This is a genomic window from uncultured Aquabacterium sp., assembly GCF_913773725.1.
GTDB lineage: Bacteria > Pseudomonadota > Gammaproteobacteria > Burkholderiales > Burkholderiaceae_C > Aquabacterium.
The window spans coordinates 21,112-38,178 of record NZ_CAJYGK010000101.1 but is presented as its reverse complement, the minus strand read 5'-3'; the positions used below and the strand labels follow the sequence as shown (position 1 = coordinate 38,178).

15 protein-coding genes are annotated in these 17,067 nt (G+C 69.2%); 8 read left to right on the top strand and 7 right to left on the bottom strand.

Annotation, left to right across the window (positions count from 1 at the left end; genetic code table 11):
* Positions 1 to 9: 9 nt before the first annotated feature.
* The 5 genes from QZ709_RS12470 to QZ709_RS12450 all read left to right on the top strand — a co-directional run bounded on the left by QZ709_RS12470 (position 10) and on the right by QZ709_RS12450 (position 5,781).
* On the top strand, positions 10 to 468 hold the full coding sequence (locus QZ709_RS12470) for a tripartite tricarboxylate transporter TctB family protein (RefSeq protein WP_294637625.1): 459 nt from the start codon (positions 10 to 12) through the stop codon (positions 466 to 468).
* A 20-nt stretch (positions 469 to 488) separates the two neighbouring features.
* Positions 489 to 2,006, top strand: a complete 1,518-nt coding sequence (locus QZ709_RS12465; protein WP_294637624.1) for a tripartite tricarboxylate transporter permease — start codon at positions 489 to 491, stop codon at positions 2,004 to 2,006.
* Between the two features lie 85 nt (positions 2,007 to 2,091).
* Positions 2,092 to 3,231 (top strand): AbrB family transcriptional regulator, encoded by a 1,140-nt coding sequence (locus tag QZ709_RS12460; protein ID WP_294637623.1) that lies wholly within the window; start codon positions 2,092 to 2,094, stop codon positions 3,229 to 3,231.
* A gap of 55 nt (positions 3,232 to 3,286) precedes the next feature.
* Positions 3,287 to 3,967 carry a response regulator transcription factor gene (locus tag QZ709_RS12455; RefSeq protein ID WP_294637622.1) on the top strand — a complete coding sequence of 227 codons (681 nt, stop codon included), beginning with the start codon at positions 3,287 to 3,289 and terminating at the stop codon, positions 3,965 to 3,967.
* Positions 3,964 to 5,781, top strand: a complete 1,818-nt coding sequence (locus QZ709_RS12450; protein WP_294637621.1) for a hybrid sensor histidine kinase/response regulator — start codon at positions 3,964 to 3,966, stop codon at positions 5,779 to 5,781. Before QZ709_RS12455 ends, QZ709_RS12450 begins: the two co-directional genes overlap by 4 nt.
* A gap of 34 nt (positions 5,782 to 5,815) precedes the next feature.
* Here QZ709_RS12450 and QZ709_RS12445 read toward each other — a convergent pair whose 3' ends face one another.
* The 3 genes from QZ709_RS12445 to corA all read right to left on the bottom strand — a co-directional run bounded on the left by QZ709_RS12445 (position 5,816) and on the right by corA (position 8,523).
* Positions 5,816 to 6,319 (bottom strand): MarR family transcriptional regulator, encoded by a 504-nt coding sequence (locus QZ709_RS12445; protein ID WP_294637620.1) that lies wholly within the window; start codon positions 6,317 to 6,319, stop codon positions 5,816 to 5,818.
* A gap of 94 nt (positions 6,320 to 6,413) precedes the next feature.
* A complete protein-coding gene (locus QZ709_RS12440; RefSeq protein WP_294637619.1) occupies positions 6,414 to 7,559 on the bottom strand; it encodes an MFS transporter in 1,146 nt (381 codons plus the stop codon).
* 4 nt (positions 7,560 to 7,563) lie between these two features.
* Complete coding sequence (gene corA / locus QZ709_RS12435; RefSeq protein WP_294637618.1) at positions 7,564 to 8,523, bottom strand: magnesium/cobalt transporter CorA; 960 nt, start codon at positions 8,521 to 8,523, stop codon at positions 7,564 to 7,566.
* Positions 8,524 to 8,987: 464 nt separating this feature from the next.
* Here corA and QZ709_RS12430 point away from each other — a divergent pair, with 464 nt between their 5' ends.
* From QZ709_RS12430 to QZ709_RS12420, 3 genes are all read left to right on the top strand, one after another.
* The gene (locus tag QZ709_RS12430; protein ID WP_294637617.1) at positions 8,988 to 10,217 is read left to right on the top strand and encodes an acyl-CoA dehydrogenase family protein; all 1,230 of its coding nucleotides are present in this window, start codon (positions 8,988 to 8,990) and stop codon (positions 10,215 to 10,217) included.
* A 5-nt stretch (positions 10,218 to 10,222) separates the two neighbouring features.
* A complete protein-coding gene (locus tag QZ709_RS12425; protein ID WP_294637616.1) occupies positions 10,223 to 10,921 on the top strand; it encodes a histidine phosphatase family protein in 699 nt (232 codons plus the stop codon).
* Positions 10,922 to 11,015: 94 nt separating this feature from the next.
* On the top strand, positions 11,016 to 11,960 hold the full coding sequence (locus QZ709_RS12420; protein WP_294637615.1) for an alpha/beta hydrolase: 945 nt from the start codon (positions 11,016 to 11,018) through the stop codon (positions 11,958 to 11,960).
* Here QZ709_RS12420 and QZ709_RS12415 read toward each other — a convergent pair.
* The 4 genes from QZ709_RS12415 to QZ709_RS12400 all read right to left on the bottom strand — a co-directional run bounded on the left by QZ709_RS12415 (position 11,920) and on the right by QZ709_RS12400 (position 16,994).
* Positions 11,920 to 12,933 (bottom strand): lysylphosphatidylglycerol synthase domain-containing protein, encoded by a 1,014-nt coding sequence (locus QZ709_RS12415; protein WP_294637614.1) that lies wholly within the window; start codon positions 12,931 to 12,933, stop codon positions 11,920 to 11,922. The genes QZ709_RS12420 and QZ709_RS12415 overlap by 41 nt on opposite strands.
* Complete coding sequence (gene clsB / locus QZ709_RS12410; RefSeq protein WP_294637613.1) at positions 12,930 to 14,174, bottom strand: cardiolipin synthase ClsB; 1,245 nt, start codon at positions 14,172 to 14,174, stop codon at positions 12,930 to 12,932. Before clsB ends, QZ709_RS12415 begins: the two co-directional genes overlap by 4 nt.
* Positions 14,171 to 14,941: an endonuclease/exonuclease/phosphatase family protein gene (locus tag QZ709_RS12405; protein ID WP_294637612.1), complete on the bottom strand. Its 771-nt coding sequence runs from the start codon at positions 14,939 to 14,941 to the stop codon at positions 14,171 to 14,173. Before QZ709_RS12405 ends, clsB begins: the two co-directional genes overlap by 4 nt.
* A 76-nt stretch (positions 14,942 to 15,017) precedes the next feature.
* A complete protein-coding gene (locus QZ709_RS12400) occupies positions 15,018 to 16,994 on the bottom strand; it encodes a DUF4105 domain-containing protein (protein WP_294637611.1) in 1,977 nt (658 codons plus the stop codon).
* Positions 16,995 to 17,067 lie beyond the last annotated feature (73 nt).

Here is a 17,067-nt window from a genome sequence, read left to right as displayed (position 1 = left end):
GGGTTCGACATGGGCGATCGTGTCCTGGGCCTTGTGTGCCTGATCATTGCGGCCGGCATGGGCTGGCTGGCCCGGGGCTACGTCGCCCCCATTTCCTACGAGCCGGTGGGCCCGGCGGCCTTTCCTCTGCTGATGGCCGGCCTCATGGCCGTGCTGGGGGGCTGGCTGGCGGTGCGTCCCTTGCCGGACGCCGCCCCGGGTGAAGCCGCGCCCGAACCCCTGTTCGGCGCCGCCACCACGAAGGTGCTCGCTCTGGTGGGCGCCATGCTGGCCTACGCCGTGCTGTTCCAGTGGCTGGGCTTCGTCATTGCGACGGCGTTGATGACGGTGCCGGTGGGCCGTGCCTTCGGTGGCACCTGGCGCCAGTGCACGCTGGCTGGCCTCGGCCTGGGCGTGTCCCTGTTCCTGCTGTTCGACCGCGTCTTCGACGTGATCCTGCCGGCTGGCCTGCTGAGCTTCCTGGGCTGAGCCCTGGCAAGGAGACTTTCATGAGTTCCACCCTCGACCATCTGATGACCGGTTTCGGCGTCGCCATGACGCCGATGAACCTGATGCTGGCTGCCGTGGGCAGCTTCATCGGCACCGTGGTGGGCATGCTGCCGGGCCTGGGCCCGATCAACGGCGTGGCCATCCTGATGCCTTTGGCCTTTGCGCTCAACCTGCCGCCCGAGTCGGCGCTGATCCTGCTGGTGGCCGTCTACCTCGGTTGCGAGTACGGCGGGCGCATTTCCTCGATCCTGCTCAACGTGCCGGGCGATGCCGCGGCCATCATGACCGCCGTGGACGGCTATCCGATGGCGCGCAAGGGCCTGGGCGGCGTGGCGCTGTCGATCTCGGCGTGGAGCTCGTTCGTGGGTTCGATGATCGCCATTGCCGGTTTGGTGATGGCGGCCCCGGTGCTGGCGCAGTGGGCGCTGGCCTTTGGCCCGGCCGAATACTTTGCGCTGATGGTGTTCGCCTTTGCCTGCCTCACCGGGCTGATGGGTGACCAGCCGGTCAAGGCGGGCCTGGCGGCCGTGATCGGCCTGTCGCTCGCCACGGTCGGCATCGATGCCAACTCGGGTGTCTACCGCTTCACCTTCGATTCCATCCACCTGGCCGACGGCATCCAGTTCGTCGCGGTGGTGATCGGGCTGTTCTCGATCAGCGAGATCCTGTTGATGATCGAGCACGTCGTGGCGGGCAACACCATGGTGACGCAGACCGGCCGCAACCTCTTCAACTTCAAGGAGATGGCCTACACGTGGTGGGGCACGGTGCGGTCGTCCGTGGTCGGCTTTTTCGTCGGGGTGCTGCCCGGCGCGGGTGCCACGATTGCCAGCGCCATGACCTACTCGATGGAAAAGCGCCTGACCGACACCGAAGGCACCTTCGGCAAGGGCGACATCCGTGGTGTGGCGGCGCCCGAAGCGGCCAACAACGCCTCGGCAGCCGGCTCTTTCGTGCCCATGCTGACGCTGGGCGTGCCGGGCTCGGGCACCACGGCCGTGATGGTGGGCGCGCTGGCGCTCTACAACATCACGCCGGGCCCCGCGCTGTTCGAGCAACGGCCCACGCTGGTCTGGGGCCTGATCGCCTCGATGATCATCGGCAACTTCATGCTGCTGGCGATGAACATCCCGATGATCCGGATCTTCACCCGCATCCTGTCGGTGCCGAACTGGGCCCTGGTGCCCGGCATCCTGGCGGTCAGCACCGTGGGGGTCTATGCCATCCACGCCACCACCTTCGACCTGGTGCTGATGACCGTGCTGGGCGTGGCCGGCTACCTGCTGCGCAAGCTGCAGATGCCGATGGCACCGCTGATCCTCGGCTTCGTGCTGGGCGAGTTGATCGAGCAGAACCTGCGCCGCGCACTGTCAATGACCAACGGCGACTGGTCCATCCTGGTGGAAAGCGGCATCTCCCGCGGCTTCTGGGTGTGCACCGCGCTGATGCTGACCGTGCCCTTCATCGTGCGCCGTGTGCTGGCGCACCGCCGACGGGTCGAGGTGGCGCAGGCCTGATGGACGAGCGTGCCCTCGGACGGGGCTCTTTTCAGGCGGCCTCGTGCCGCCTTTTTTCATGGTGTGCGCCAAAGGAGATGAACGCGTGACACGGCGATGGAACGTGCCGGCCGTCGACAGGGCGGTGGTGCTGGGGTGGGCCGTGGCCGCCTGTGGGGGCCTGGTGTGGTGGGCGGCTGGTGGGCCCCTGCCCTGGTTGCTGGGGCCGATGGTGGCGTTCGGTATCGCCCGCGGCGTGGGAGCCCCGGTGGCCGAGTGGGGATGGGGGCGGGCCCTGGGTCAGTGCCTGATCGGCGTGGGCCTGGGCCTGCGCTTCACGCCCGAGGTGGTGGGCGGCCTGGTTGCACGCTGGCCTGTGCTGCTGACGCTGGCCGTGCTGGCCCTGACGCCGGCCTTCGTGGGCGTGTGGGCCTATCGACGCTGGGCGGGGCTGGACCGCGCCGGAGCGTGGCTGTGCGCGCTGCCCGGGGGGGCCTCAGAGATGGCCGTGCTGGCGGAACGCCATGGCGTGTCGGCCGCCACGGTGGCGCTGACGCAGGGGCTGCGGGTTGCGCTGGTGGTGTCGCTCGTTCCCTGGAGCGCAGTGTGGGTCGAGGGCGGTCTGCATGGCCCGGCCGAGGCGGCTTCGTCCGCGGCGGGCGCAAGCGCCTTTGTCGTGGCCTGCACGCTGGGTTGGGCCTTGTTGCTCGCCGCGCCAACGGCCTGGCTGCACCGGCGCCACTGGCCCAACGTCTGGATGATGCTGCCCTTGCTGGCCACCGCCATCCTGACGGCCTGCCTGGGACAGGGCGCGGATGGGCGCAGCCCGATGGCCCTGCCGGTCGGCCTGATGGACACGGCGCAGTTGCTGCTCGGCATCACGCTGGGCAGCAAGCTCGATGCACCTGCCTGGCGGCGCGCACCGCGCCTCAGCCTGGTGGCGGCCGGTGTGGTGCTGGCCAGCGTGGCGGTGTGTGCCGTGATGGCCTGGCTGCTGGCGCTGGGTGTCAACGGCGTGCCTGCGCCCTGGCTGACGCACTATCTGGCGCTGGCCCCGGGCGGCATGGCAGAGATGGCGCTCATGGCCCGCCAGAGCGGGGCCTTTCTGCCGGAGGTGATCGCCACCCACGTCCTGCGCCTGATGCTGGTGCTGGCCGTTGCGCCCACCTTGATGCGGCGGCTGGCCGTGCCGGTGCCCCGCGCGGTGGCGGGCCGGGCGCCTCCCTCTGATGGGGGGAACGGCTGAACGGTCGCTGGTACGGTGTGTTTTTGCGCGGGTCGCGCATGGATACTGGCGTGTCGTGAGCTTCCGCGATGCCATGAGCCGGTTGTCCCCTCGCCTCCTTCTCGTCGATGACCATGCCCTGTACCTGACAGGGCTGCGCCTGATGCTGGCCGAAGGCTGGCCCCAGGCCGATGTGGTCCTGGCGCATGACTGGCACGAGGCCGTGCAGGCCGTGGCGGCACAGCCGCCCGATCTGGTCCTGCTCGATGTGCATCTGCCCGATGCCGACGGCCTGGGCGCACTGCCGGGCCTGCTCGAGCGTCATCCGGGCCTCAAGGTGTTGCTGATGTCGGCCGATGTGGGCCCGGACCTGATCCGGCAAGCCCGTGCGGCCGGTGCCTGCGGCTACCTGCACAAATCGGCTGGTCCGGATGAAGTGATCCAGGCTGTGGCTGCCAGCCTGCGCCAGGGCGATGCCTGGGCCCTCCTGCCCTACGCCTGGGCCGAGCCGGCTCCCGCCGCCCCTCCTGTGGTGGCGGACTCCGCGGCGACCGAGGAGGCCCACACCCTCAGTCCCCTGCAGTGCGCCTTGCTGCGTGAGGTCCGCCGTGGCGCCTCCAACCGTGCCATCGCGCGCGCGTTGTCCCTCAGCGAAAACGACGTCCGGGCCGAACTGTCCTGGGTCACCGAGCGCCTGGGGGCCCTCAGCCGCGAACAGGCGGTGGCACTGGCCCAAGCCCGCGGACTCCTGTCGTGAGCCCGCTGCGCCCTTCGCTGCGCGAGGCGTGGCAGTTCGAGCGCCCGCGCCTCCTCGTGGCACAGATGACCTTGCTGGATGGCAACCTGTCCGGTGCTTTCGTTGTCTCGTGCATCGTGTCGTGGCTGACCGCCGCGGCCTTCGTGCTGATCGCCGAGGACCTGCGTGCCGTGTGGTGGGCCCTGCTCACCACGGCCGTGAGCGTCGGGTGCCTGCTGGTGCGCAAGGTGTTGCCGCCGCCGGACGATGTGGCCCGCGTGGCGCGGTATGCCCAGGCCGTGCGCGTGATGGCGGCCTTGCTAGGGTGTTGCCGAGGCGCCATGGCGCCATGGCTCATGGATGCCGCGCACCCCGAGTCCATCACGCTGGTGCTGGGCATGTCGGCCGGCATGAGCTCCGGTGGCCTGGCCGTGTTCGCGCCGTCCTGGCCCGTGGCCATGGCCTACTGGGTGTGCAGCGTGCTGCCCGTGGCCATCACGTTGCTCGACCTGGGCGGCGCGGTCAACGTCACACTCGGGCTGGGGGTGCTCATCTACCTGTGGGCCATGACGGTCTTCTCGTACCACACCTCCCGCATGGCCTTGCGCTCCATCACGCTGCGCTTCGAGAACGAAGGCCTGATCCAGCGGTTGAGAGACCAGACCGAGCGCGCCATGGCTGCACGCCAGATCGCCGAGGACGCACTGGACGAGGCCGAGGAAGCCAACCGGGCCAAGACGGTGTTCCTGGCCTCGGCCAGTCACGACCTGCGCCAGCCACTGCACGCCCTCACGCTGACGCTGGCGACGCTGGGCCGCACACCGCTCACGCCGCGCCAGCAGCAGTTGCTGGCCCATGCCAGTGCCTCGGCCGATGCGGCGGGCGAGATGCTGCACACCCTGCTCGACTTCGCCAAGATCGATGCGGGTGTCGTGCGGCCGGCGCCGCAGCCTTTCGCGCTGCAGGGCACGTTCGACAAGCTGAGCCGCGAGTTCACGCCGCTGGCCGACGCCAAGGGGCTGGGCTGGCGGGCCCGCCCCACGGGGTGCGCGGCCTACGCCGATCCGGCACTGGTCGAGGTCGTGCTGCGCAACCTGCTGCTCAATGCCGTGCGCTACACCGAGCGCGGTCGCGTGCTGCTGGCCGCCCGCAGCCAGGGGCCCCATGTGGCCATCGAGGTCTGGGACACGGGCATCGGCATACCCGAGGCCGAGCAGCCCCACGTGTTCAAGGCCTTCCATCAGGTGGACAACCCCGAGCGGGACCGGCACAAAGGGCTGGGGCTGGGCCTGTCGATCGTCGATGGGCTGGCGCGAGCCATGGGGGCGGAGGTCGACCTGCGATCGCGTCCGGGTCGGGGCTCGGTGTTTCGCCTGATCCTGCCCGCGACGGCGGCCAGCATGGCGGCCATGCCGCCCGTCATGCCGGTGTGCGATCTGCGCGGCCTGCGCGTGCTGCTCGTCGATGACGACGAGCCTGTTCGGCAAGCGCTGGGCGATCTGCTGACCGACTGCGGCTGCTGGTGCGAGGCGGTCGACAGCCTGGAGGCGGCCTTGCACCTGCTCCGTGGTTTCACGCCGGAGGTGCTGCTGGTGGACTACCGACTGCGGGCGCATCGCAACGGCGTTCAGGCTGTCGAGGCGATCCGGGCCGAACTGGGGCGCGCGGTGCCGGCCATCCTGGTCACCGGGGACACGGCGCCAGAGCGCCTGCGCGAAGCCCACGCCAGCGGCCTGACCTTGCTGCACAAGCCCGTGCCCGCCGCGCAGTTGTTGACGGCCTTGCAGGCCGTGCTCACGCGACGCGCCTCCCCACGGCAGGCCGCCGCCACGTGATCGCAAGTCGGCGTCTCGTGGCGCGCGCGGCCTTTCAGGGGCTGGATGGGGTGTCGGGCGGCGCCTCGCCCGCGACGGCCGGCGCCCGGCTCAACGCATTGTTGGTGATGACCAGCTTGCGCATGAGGGCCAGCAGCGTGGCTTGTTCTTCAGGCGACAGCGGAGCGAGCAAGCGCTCCCCGGCGCGCAACACGCTTTCGCGCATGGCGTCGACCGTTTGCTGCCCTGCGGGCGTGATGAACAGCAAGCGAACGCGGCGGTCCTGCCGGTGGGCCTGGCGCACCACCAACCCGCGGGCCTCGAGTCGGTCGAGCACGCTGCCCAGCGTGGAGGTGTCGAAGCCGATGCGGCGGGCCAAGGTACGCTGGTCCAGGCCGGGTTGGCGGGCCATGGCCGTGAGCGCGCTGAACTGCACGGCGGTCACGCCCCAAGTCTGGGTTTCGTCCAGGAACAGCGCCACCGAAATCTGATGCAACCGCCGGATCAGGTGGCCAGGCTGGTCCTCGAGTACGACGAGGAAGGCTTCGGTAAGGGACATGCAGGACACACCATCCGGTCGGGGCGACCGGCCTGCATCGAGTTTAACGATGGGCGGGTGTTCGTGGGCCTGATGTGCGACAAGCGCGCGGCATTCACCGTGCGGGGCGCCGCTGCAGCCACAGCAGGGACAGGGCCAGCACCGCCAGCCAGGCGCCTTGCCCCCCGACGCCGGCGTGGTCGAAGAACCAGCCACTGACCAGCGGACCGAGGGCACCGCCTGCGGTGTAGCCGGCAATCATGGCCGAGGTGCCAGCCAGCGCCGAGGTGTCCTCGAAATCGTGGGCCACGCGGATCATGCTGAGCGTGTAGAGCGCGCCGCCCAGGCCGCCCCACAACGCCGCGCACAGCCACAGCAGGGGAGGCCAGGTGGTCGCCTGCGTGAAGGCCGCCCCGCTGAGCGCGAGCAGCGCGGCACCGCCCGCGAACAGCCGGCGCGTGGGCACGTGGTCGGCCAGCCAGCCCAGCGGGTACTGCAGCGCGAAGCTGCCCATGCCCAGCACGCCGGCGATCGATGTGGCCGCGCCCAGCCCCAGGCCGATGGCCGAGCCGTGCGCGGTGGTGACGCTGCTCAGCCCGACTTCGAACACCCCGCCCACGACGGCCGCCCAGGCGAGTGCGGGCCGAAAGCGCCAGGCCGCGAGCAGGCTCACGTGGGGGCGGTCCTCGTGGTGCGCGCGCAGCTGGCTCACCGAGGGCGCCAGCGTGAGGCCCAGCCCCAGCGCCAGCCCGCCAGCGGCCGCCACATTGGCGCCCATCGGCGTCAGGCCCAGCAGCCCGGGCAGGAAGGGGCCCAGCGCCATGCCGGCGCCCAGCAGCGCCTGGTACAGGCCGGTGAGCCGTCCGCGGTGCGTGGCCGGCACGTTGTGCGCAATCAGCCCTTCGGTCGCGTTCCAGGCTGCCGCCGCACCGATGCCGGCCATCAGGCTCAGCACACACCAGGCGCGGAAATCGTCGGTCAGCAGGTAGCCCAGACAGGCCAACAGCTCCAGCAACAGGCCGATGCGGTAGGCCCGGCCTACGCCCACGCGGTCGAACACGTGCGACACCACCGGCACCAGCAGGGCCACGCTGAGAAAGGGCAGCATCGCGATCACCCCGACCGCGAGGTTGCTGGCGCCCGCGGTCTGCAGGCGCACGGCCAGCACGGGGTTGAGCAGACTGTAGCTGCTGACCACCAGGGTGGTGCCCAGCATCACGCGCCACAGCCCGGCGGGCAGGGCAGGCAGGTTCAGGGGCACGGTCTTACTTGAGCCAGCCCTTGCGGCGGAAGTACCAGAACGGCGTCACGATGGACAGCACCATCAGACACAGTGCAAAGGGGTAGCCCCACTTCTGGCTCAGCTCGGGCATGTACTGGAAGTTCATCCCGTAGATGCTGGCGATCAGCGTGGGCGGCAGCAGCGCCACCGAGGCCACCGAGAAGATCTTGATGATCTTGTTCTGGTTGATGTTGATGAAACCGACGGTCGCGTCCATCAGGAAGTTGATCTTGTCGAACAGGAAGGCCGTGTGCGAGTCCAGCGAGTCGATGTCGCGCAGGATCTGGCGGGCTTCCTCGAACTGGTCGGCGTTCAGCATGCGCGCGCGCATCATGAAGCTCACGGCGCGGCGCGTGTCCATCACGTTGCGGCGGATGCGGCCGTTCAAGTCTTCCTGGCGCGCGATGGCGGCCAGCGCCTCACCCGCAGCCTGGTCGTTGACCTCTTCCTTCAGCACGCGCTGGCTGACCTTCTCCAGGTCGTCGTAGATGCCTTCCAGCGTGTCGGCCGAATACTCCGCATCGGCGTCGTACAGCTTGAGCAGCACGTCCTTCGCGTCTTCAATCAGCGCGGGGATGCGGCGGGCGCGCATGCGCAGCAGGCGGAAGACCGGCAGGTCTTCGCGGTGGATCGAGAACAGGACGTTCTGATGCAGGATGAAGGCCACCCGCACGTTGCGCGGCGTCTCGTCGTCGTCGATCAGGAAGTCGGAACGGATGTGGATCGCGCCGTCTTCCTCGTAGAAACGGGCCGATTCTTCCAGGTCGTCGTCGATGATGTCGCCAGGGATGACCAGACCGAAGCGCACGGCGATCCAGCCCTTTTCCTCGGGCGTCGGGTCTTCCAGATCGACCCACACCGGACGCACGGGCGTCAGTTCGTCGAGGCTGTCGATCTCTTCCTGAAACAGCCGGCCGTTGGCCAGCGTGAAGACGTTGAGCATGGAAACTCCAGCACGTGCGCCACGGGCCAAGGGGCCGCACGGGGTCGCACAGGTTGGTGAAGGGGGTGGAATGTGGTGGTTGCCGCCCCCTCCCGCAGGCCGGCCAGCGGCGGGCTGCGGCTGGCGGGCGCACCGGTTCAAGACCCATTGCCTGGTGTGTCAGGCCGCCTGCATGGCTTCAACGGGCTGGGCGCCGGTGGCTGGAGTGGGCGGTCACCGAGGGTGACTGTCCAAGGTGTTCGCTCCAAGAGTGCCGAGATGTCGGCAACACGCCATTATGGCGCGTGTTGCACCGCGTCATGTGTCCCGTGTTCAGTGGATCGGTGCGCGGACGACACCCGCGCAAGGGGCCTCGCTCTTTTCATTCTCATGATGAATTGATGGCGATGCACATTCTTCATTTGATGCATGGAAGTCGCTTGCGTAGCATCCCGGCAACCCATTGCACTGCAGGAGACACCGACATGGACTTCCAGCCCAGCCCGCGCGCCAAGCAGACCGCCGAACGCGTCCGCGCCTTCATCCAGGAACACATCGAACCCATCGAGGCCGCCCACTGGAAGGGCATCCACGAAAAGCGCCATGGCGGTCACTGGACGGAGTGGACCATCCCCCCGGTGGTGGAAGAGCTTAAGGCCAAGGCAAAGGCCGAAGGCCTGTGGAACCTGTTCCTGCCCGATCCCGAACTGGGCGCCGGCCTGAGCGTGCTGGAGTATGCCTTCAGCGCTGAAGAGACCGGCCGCAGCCTGATGGCCCCCGAGATCTTCAACTGCAACGCGCCTGACACCGGCAACATGGAAGTGCTGTGGAAGTACGGCAGCGCTGCGCAGAAGGAGCAGTGGCTCAAGCCGCTGCTGGCCGGCGAGATCCGTTCGGTGTTCTTCATGACCGAGCCCGAGGTGGCCTCGTCCGATGCCACCAACATGGCCGCCACGGCCGTGGTCGAAGGCGATGAAATCGTGCTCAATGGCAAGAAGTGGTGGTCGTCCGGCGTGGGCGATCCCCGCTGCAAGATCGGCATCTTCATGGCGCTGACGCCCAACCCCGACCTGGGCCGCCACAACCAGCACTCGATGGTGCTGGTGCCGCTGGACACCCCGGGCGTCGAGATCAAGCGCATGCTGCCCGTGTTCGGCGAGTACGACGAACCGCACGGCCACGGCGAGGTGCACTTCACCAACGTGCGCCTGCCGCTGAGCAACGTGATCGCCGGCCCCGGCCGCGGCTTCGAGATCGCGCAGGGCCGCCTGGGCCCGGGCCGCATCCACCACTGCATGCGCTGCATCGGTGCGGCCGAGCGCTCGCTGGAGCTGGCGATCAAGCGCGGTCTGGATCGCGTGGCCTTCAAGAAGCAGCTCGTCAACCTGGGCGGCAACCGCGAACGCATCGCCGACGCCCGCGTCGCCATCGACCAGGCTCGCCTGCTGACGCTGCAGGCCGCGTGGAAGATCGACACCCTGGGTGTGCACGCCGCGCTGACCGATGTGTCGGCCATCAAGGTCGTGGCGCCCACCATGCTGCAGAACGTGGTCGACTTCGCGATCCAGATCCACGGCGGTGCGGGCGTCTCGCACGACACCCAGCTGACGTCCTTCTTCAACCAGGCCCGTTCGCTGCGCCTGGCCGACGGCCCGGACGAGGTGCACAAGGGCATGATCGCCCGCCTCGAGCTGATGAAGTACGGCCAGAAGTAAGCGGCATGGGGGCGATCTACCTGCTGCGCCACGGCCAGGCCTCGTTCGGCGCGAACAACTACGACCAGCTTTCGGCCGTGGGCCACCAGCAGGCCCGCGTGCTGGGCGAGGCCCTGAAGGCCCGCGGGGTGATGCCCGACCGGCTGGTGAGCGGCACCATGGTGCGCCACCAGGAAACGGCGGCCGGCGCCCTGGCCGGCCTGGGGCTGGATGCGGCCACGCCGCTGGCGCTGCACGCTGGCGTCAACGAGTTCGACCACGAGAACGTGATCGAAGTGGCCGAGCCGCGCTACGCCGACAAGGTCGCCATGATGGCCGAGATGGCGGCCACCGGTGATCCCCGCCGCGCCTTCCAGAAGTTCTTCCAGGACGCCGTGAGCCGCTGGGTGGGCGGCAACCACGACGACGAGTACGCGGAACCCTGGTCGGTGTTCAAGCTGCGCGTGGTGGCCGCGCTCGACGACATCGTGCGGCAGACGCCGCCCAAGGGCGCCACCCTGGTCTTCACCTCGGGTGGCACGATCAGCGTGGTGTGCGCGCACCTGTTGGGGCTGAACGACGCCCAGGCCTTCACCATCAACTGGACGCTGGCGAACGCCGGCATCACCAAGGTGGTGGCCGGGCGCGACGGGCTGCACCTCATCTCGGTCAACGAGCACGCGCACGTCGAAGGCGTGGAACCTTCCCTCCTGACCTACCGCTGAGTGCGTTTCACCGCTCGTGTCGGTCGCCCCGCCAGGGCTGCGGCCGACAATGCCGGCTTGACCGCCGAGACACAACGAGAAGGAGACCACCGCGATGCGCTTCACCCGAATCCTGGCCATCGGCGTGTTGACGCTGGTCGCCCTGGCTGGCGCCGGCGTGGCCCTGACCTGGGCCCCCGACCGCCCCGTCGAGGCCCTCAAGGCACGCTGGGCGCCGTGGCCCTCCCGCTTCATCGAGGTCGAGGGCATGTCCGTGCACCTGCGCGACGAGGGCCCTCGCACCGACGGCACGCCCCTCGTGCTGCTGCATGGCACCTCGGCCAGCCTGCACACATGGGAAGGCTGGGTGGATGCGCTCAAGGGTGAGCGCCGCGTGATCCGCATCGACCTGCCCGGTTTCGGCCTGACCGGCCCGGCCCCTGACGGCGACTACCACTTGGCGCGTTACAGCCGCTTTGTCGGCGCCCTGCTCGACGACCTCGGTCTCAAGCAGGTGGTGCTGGCCGGCAACTCGTTCGGCGGCCAGGTGGCCTGGAAGTTCGCGGCCGATGCGCCCGACCGCGTCGCCCGGCTGGTGCTGGTCGACGCCGCCGGCTACCCCTACAGACCGGAGTCGGTGCCCCTGGCCTTCCGCATGGCGCGCATCCCCGTGCTCGAGCCCCTGATGACCCACACGCTGCCGCGCAGCATGGTGGAGTCCAGCGTGCGCAACGTCTACGGAGATCCGGCCCGGGTGACGCCCGAACTGGTCGACCGCTACTACGAGCTGGCGCTGCGCGAGGGCAACCGCGGTGCGCTGGTGCAGCGATTCCGCCAGAGCCCCGGCGGGGAGTTCACCGAGCAGATTTCGCGGATCAAGGCGTCCACGCTGATCCTGTGGGGCGGGCTCGACCGCCTGATCCCGCTGGAGAACGGGCAGCGCTTTGCGCGCGAGATCACAGGCAGCCAGCTGGTGGTGTTCGATGCCCTCGGCCACGTGCCGCACGAAGAAGACCCGATCACGACCGTGGCGGCGGTGAAGCGCTTTCTGGCTCAGTGAGTGAGCGGGTTGCAACGGCCTCCAGCCGTAGGTAACCCACGATGGCCAGCGAGAGCGGCACCAGGTAGTACAGCACGCGGTAGGCCAGCAGCGAAGCCAGCAGCACCCCGTGCCCCACCTGTCCGCCCAGCAAGGCCAGGCACACGGCCTCGATCACGCCCAGCCCGGCCGGGATGTGGGTGATGACGCCCGCTACGGCACTCACCATCAGCGCGCCCAGCACCACGGGATAGGACAGCGAGGCAGGCATCAGGGCGTGCAGTACCGCGCCGATCACCAGCCAGTTGGCCGCCGACAGCGCCAACTGGATCAGGGCCACGCGGCCTCGCGGGAGTGTCAGTTCGTGGCCTCGCACACGCCAGGTCCGACGCCGAGACCGGGCGCAGGCCAGCAGGTATCCCGCAGCGGCCAGCAGCAGCACGGCCCCGGCCGCTTGCAGCGCCGGCTGTGGCACCCCCCAGGTCTCGGGCGGCCGCACCAGGCCCAGCACGAAACAGGTGCCGGCCACCACGGACCAGCCCAGCCAGTTGGTCAACATGCTGAAGCCCAGCACCTGCGTGGTCTCGGCCGTGCTCAGGCCCAGCCGCGCATACAGCCGGTAGCGGAAGGCCAGCCCGCCAATCAGAGAGCCGAGGTTCAGGTTGAACGCGTAGCTGACGGCGGTCACGGCCATCACCCGCCTGCGGGGCAGGCTCAATCCCAAAAGGTGGCGGCCGATGAGGTCATAGTGGCTGTAGAGCAGGTGGCTCAGCGCCGTCAGCGCACCGGCCAGCAACAGGGTGTGGGGCTGCAGCCGCAGTACGGCCTGGCGCACCTCGTTCCAGTCCAGCGTCCGGGCCTGGCGCACGATGAGCACCGCCACCAGCACGGCGAAGACCCCATACAGCCAGGGCCGGATCCGGGGCCACCAGCCGTGGGGTGGTGCGGAGGGCGACCTGGCGGAGGCCGGTGCGCGGGAGGGCGGCGGCTTCATGGCGGCGTGGGCGCGTGTGGCGGCTCGGTGTTGTGAGGCGCGGGCTCTGCTGGATGGCTTGTGGCCGCCGTGATGCGCGGTGCACGCCGGGGCAGCCAGTTCAGCCAGCGTGGAAAACGGCGCAGCAGGTGGAAGACCAGTACGCTGCTGCCCAGTCGCCAGACCCGTCGGCTGCCTTCGGCCTCGGCGCTGATGGCCTGGCAGTGATGTCGCATCAGATGCTCCAGCCGTTCGCGCAGGTGCTGGTTGAAGGCCCGGCTCCAGATCACCACGTTGGCCTCCAGGTTCAGCGACAGGCTCCACGGATCCAGGTTGCTCGATCCCACGGTGGCCCAGTCGTCGTCGGCCAGCGCCACCTTGCCGTGCAGCGGGCGCTCGCAGTATTCGTGGATTTCGATCCCCGCGCCCAGCAGATAGCGGTAGAGCGAGCGGGCCGCCATGCCGGCGATCGGCATGTCGGGCTCGCCCTGCAGGATCAGGCGCACCCGCACACCCCGTCGGGCGGCGTTTCGCAGGTCACGCAGCAGGCGGTAGCCCGGAAAGAAGTAGGCGTGGGCCAGGATCAGTTCTCGCTGTGCCATGCGGATGGCGAGCCGGTAATGGCGCTCGATGTCGGTGGGGTGGGCTTCGTTGTCGCGGGTGATGAAGGCGCCCCATGCTTCCGTGCGCGTGTCGGGGCGTGGCTGCGCCAGGTCGACGCGGGGGCGCATCCGCCACCAGCGCCGCCGAGCCGGCGCCTGTGCCGAGGCGAGGGCGAAGCGGTGGATGTCGGCCACCAGCGGACCTTGCACCACCACCGCGTAATCCTGCTTGGCCTGGGGCCCGTAATCGCCCAGGTGATCGGCCGAGAAGTTGATGCCGCCGATGAAGGCCTGAGCTCCATCGACCACGACGATCTTGCGGTGCAGTCGCCGGAAGGCATGCAGCCGCATGCCCAGCAGGCGTGGTCGGCGATCGAAGAACTGCACGCGCACACCGGCTGCGGTCAATGGAGCCACATACGATTCACCCAGGTCGCATGAGCCGAACCCATCGACCGTCAGCACCACCTGTACACCGCGGCGCGCCGCTTCCAGCAGCACCGCATGCAGCGCCCAGCCTACCTTGTCCTCGAACAGGATGAAGGTTTCGATCAGGACTTCGCTGCGCGCGCACGCGATGGCTTCGAACACGCGGGGGTAGAAGGCCTCGCCGTTCTCCAGAAGCTCGATGTGCTCGATGGGATGCCAGTGTGCCTTCACAGCCGGATCTCCGCGCACAAAGGCGCATGGTCGGACAGGTGGGACCAGGGACGCGTGGACAGCACCCGGGCGCCCTGCACCTGCACATTGCGGGCGTAAATGCGGTCCAGGCGCAGCACGGGCCAGCGTGCAGGAAAGGTGCGCGGTGCGGGCTGGCCGGCGCTGGCGAAGGAGTCGATGAGGCGGGCGCACTGCTGCAGCCGGTGATGGGCCCTCAGCCGCCAGTCGTTGAAGTCCCCGGCCACGATCAAGGGCGCATCCGGGGGGACGTCGCGGTCGATCAACTCGCACAGCAGCTGCAGTTGGGCGGCGCGCTGCGCTTCTCGCAGGCCCAGATGCACGCACACGGCATGCACCTCCCGTCCGCTGCCCGGTACGGTGAGCACGCAATGCAGCAGTCCCCGGCGTTCCTCGCCGGCAAAGTCGGCGCCGGAGACGTCGTGGTTCACCCAGCGCTGGATCGGAAACTTCGACAGCAGGGCGTTGCCGTGGTCACCCTCCGGGTAGACGGCGTTGCGCCCGTACGCAAAATCCGACCAGATCTGGTCGGCCAGAAACTCGTACTGCGGTACCGCGGGCCACAGGTTGTGGCGGGTGGCGTGCCCGGCGTGCGTGCCATGCACTTCCTGCAGGAAGACCAGATCGGCATGCACACTGCGCACGGCTTCGCGCAACTCGGGCAGGATGAACCGGCGGTTGAAGGGGGTGAACCCCTTGTGGGTGTTCACCGTCAGCACCGTGAACGACAGCGGGGCAGAGGCGGGCATCTCGGCGGGGCCCGAAATCAGGCCGGGTGGCAGGGCCCCACGCGCGGCAAGCGGCGTGCCTGCTGCTACGGCGTGCTCACCAGTGCCGCTGTACCCCGACTGCCAGCGTGCGGGCTCCGGTGGGGGCGTCCTCCCGCCACGCGTGCGCGGCCTGGAGTGTCCACGCCCAGCGGCGATCCGGATGCCACCGCGCCTGCAGGCTGGCACCATGTTCGTGTGGCTGCCCGGCAAGGTAGACACGACCATAGGCTTCCACCTGCACCCGCACCTGGGAGCCCACCTGGGCGAGCAGGCCTGCCGCCAGGCCCGAGCCGGCCGCCCAGGGTTTGCGCGTCAGGCTGCGGTCCCAACTCAGGTGGTTGTCCAGGAACACATAGGCGAGGGCCTGACCGGGCTGACCCAGGTCCCACGCAGCTCCCGGCCCGCCCTGAACCTGTCCGCCTACCGGACGGTGGCCCTCGGCGTCGGCAAAGCGACTGCGCTGGACATGCATGCCCACGCGCCAGGAGTGCGCCTTCAGCAAGGGTTCACGGGCACTCAGCGACGTGATCTCGACCGGGGTGAGACGTTCGAAACGCAGCGGGCCGCTGCCCTCCCGGCTGAGCTCCAACTGAAAGAACTGGATGGCCGAGCCGCTCTGGTAGCCGGCCTCAGGATCCAGCAGGTCGTGGTAGGCCGGCCTCACAGCCAAGCTCAGCCAGCCGCGACCGTTGCGGTGGCCGGTCACCACGTCCACGCGGGCCGTAGCATGGCCCGAGGTGGGCTCGTCGGCCGGGCGGGGCACGTTGACCGGGCTGCCGGCGGGAAGCTGTGCACGCTGCATCAACAGGCTCATGCGATGAGCCTGGACCACCTCATCCGGACGAGGGTGGCGTGTGGCTTCGTACGCCACCAGCCGCTCGGCGGTCTCAAGCACCAGCGCCTGCCGAGACTGCGGCAGGTTTGTCTCGCGCACCGCGGAGGCAGGCATCTCGCCATCGGCCAGCTGGCGTGCCATCTGGGCCGCCTGCGGTCCGAGCAGGCGGGCGCGGTGCCGCAGCTCGGTGCTGTTGGCCGGGCGGTAGCGCACGGCGCGCAGCCAGCCCGGGGTCTCGGCCACCGCCCGCACGGTGTCGACCGGAATGGCCCACCACGTGAAGCGCTCGGTCAGGCGGGCATCGGGCCGGGCGGCCTCGAGCAGGGCCAGCAGGTGGTAGGAGCAGTTTTCGTCGAAGAAGAAGTAATCGAAGCGGGTGGGGCCCAGCTCCCAGGTGTGGTCCAGCAGGCGGTCTATCTCTTCGCGAGACAGCGCCAGCTCGTACTCCCAGATGTCGCGGTTCTCGAGGTCGTTGTACTCGCGCAGCCGCAGGTAGTAGGGCGCGTTGGTGAACTGGCCGGCATACAGCCCGGTCAGACCCTTGAGCGCGTACGCCAGTCCGTCGCTTTCATCGGCATTGGCCGCGTAGTTGATGGCGTACGAAAGCATGGGCGCACCGGGGCGCTCGCCTGTGTCCGGGTCCAGCCGCAGGAAGGTGTGGCCGTACATCGAGGCCGGGCTGTTCAGGTAGGCAGACGGAAAGATCAGACTCACCTTGTCGGCCTGCAGCCCGGCGCGCCAGGTGTCGTGGCGCTCGCATTGGGGCTGGGGCAGCAGGGCGGGATCGAACGACAGCTGCTGCGCCAGCCAGCGATAGCGGGCGATGAAGCGGCATGCGGCCTGCTGGTCCAGTGCATGGCGTGGCGTGGGGTCGAAGAACGCCGCCAGCGTGGCGTCGAGTTCGGCCTGGGCGTTGCGGTGGCCGTGGGGGGCGAGAAAGAAATCCGCGTCGTCGGCCAGGCTGCGATCGACCCGCGTGAGCGGGTGCACCTGGTAATGCAGCAGCGCGCGCCACATCGGCTGGGTGGCCAGTGAGGCGGCCCTTGCGCGGGTCTGCAGCGTGGCCAGGTGCGCGCGCTGCGCCGGTGTCAGCGCGGGTGCGGTGTGAGAAGCGGGCTCGGGCGATGCGGCGTGTGTCGAGGGCGCGAGCGTGCTCAGGCACAGGGCGGCCAACAGGCCACCGATGCATGTCTTCACCTTGATGATTCCCTGAAAGCGCGCATGCCCAGCGCAGGCCGGGCATGCAGACAGGGCGTACGTGTGCCCCGGT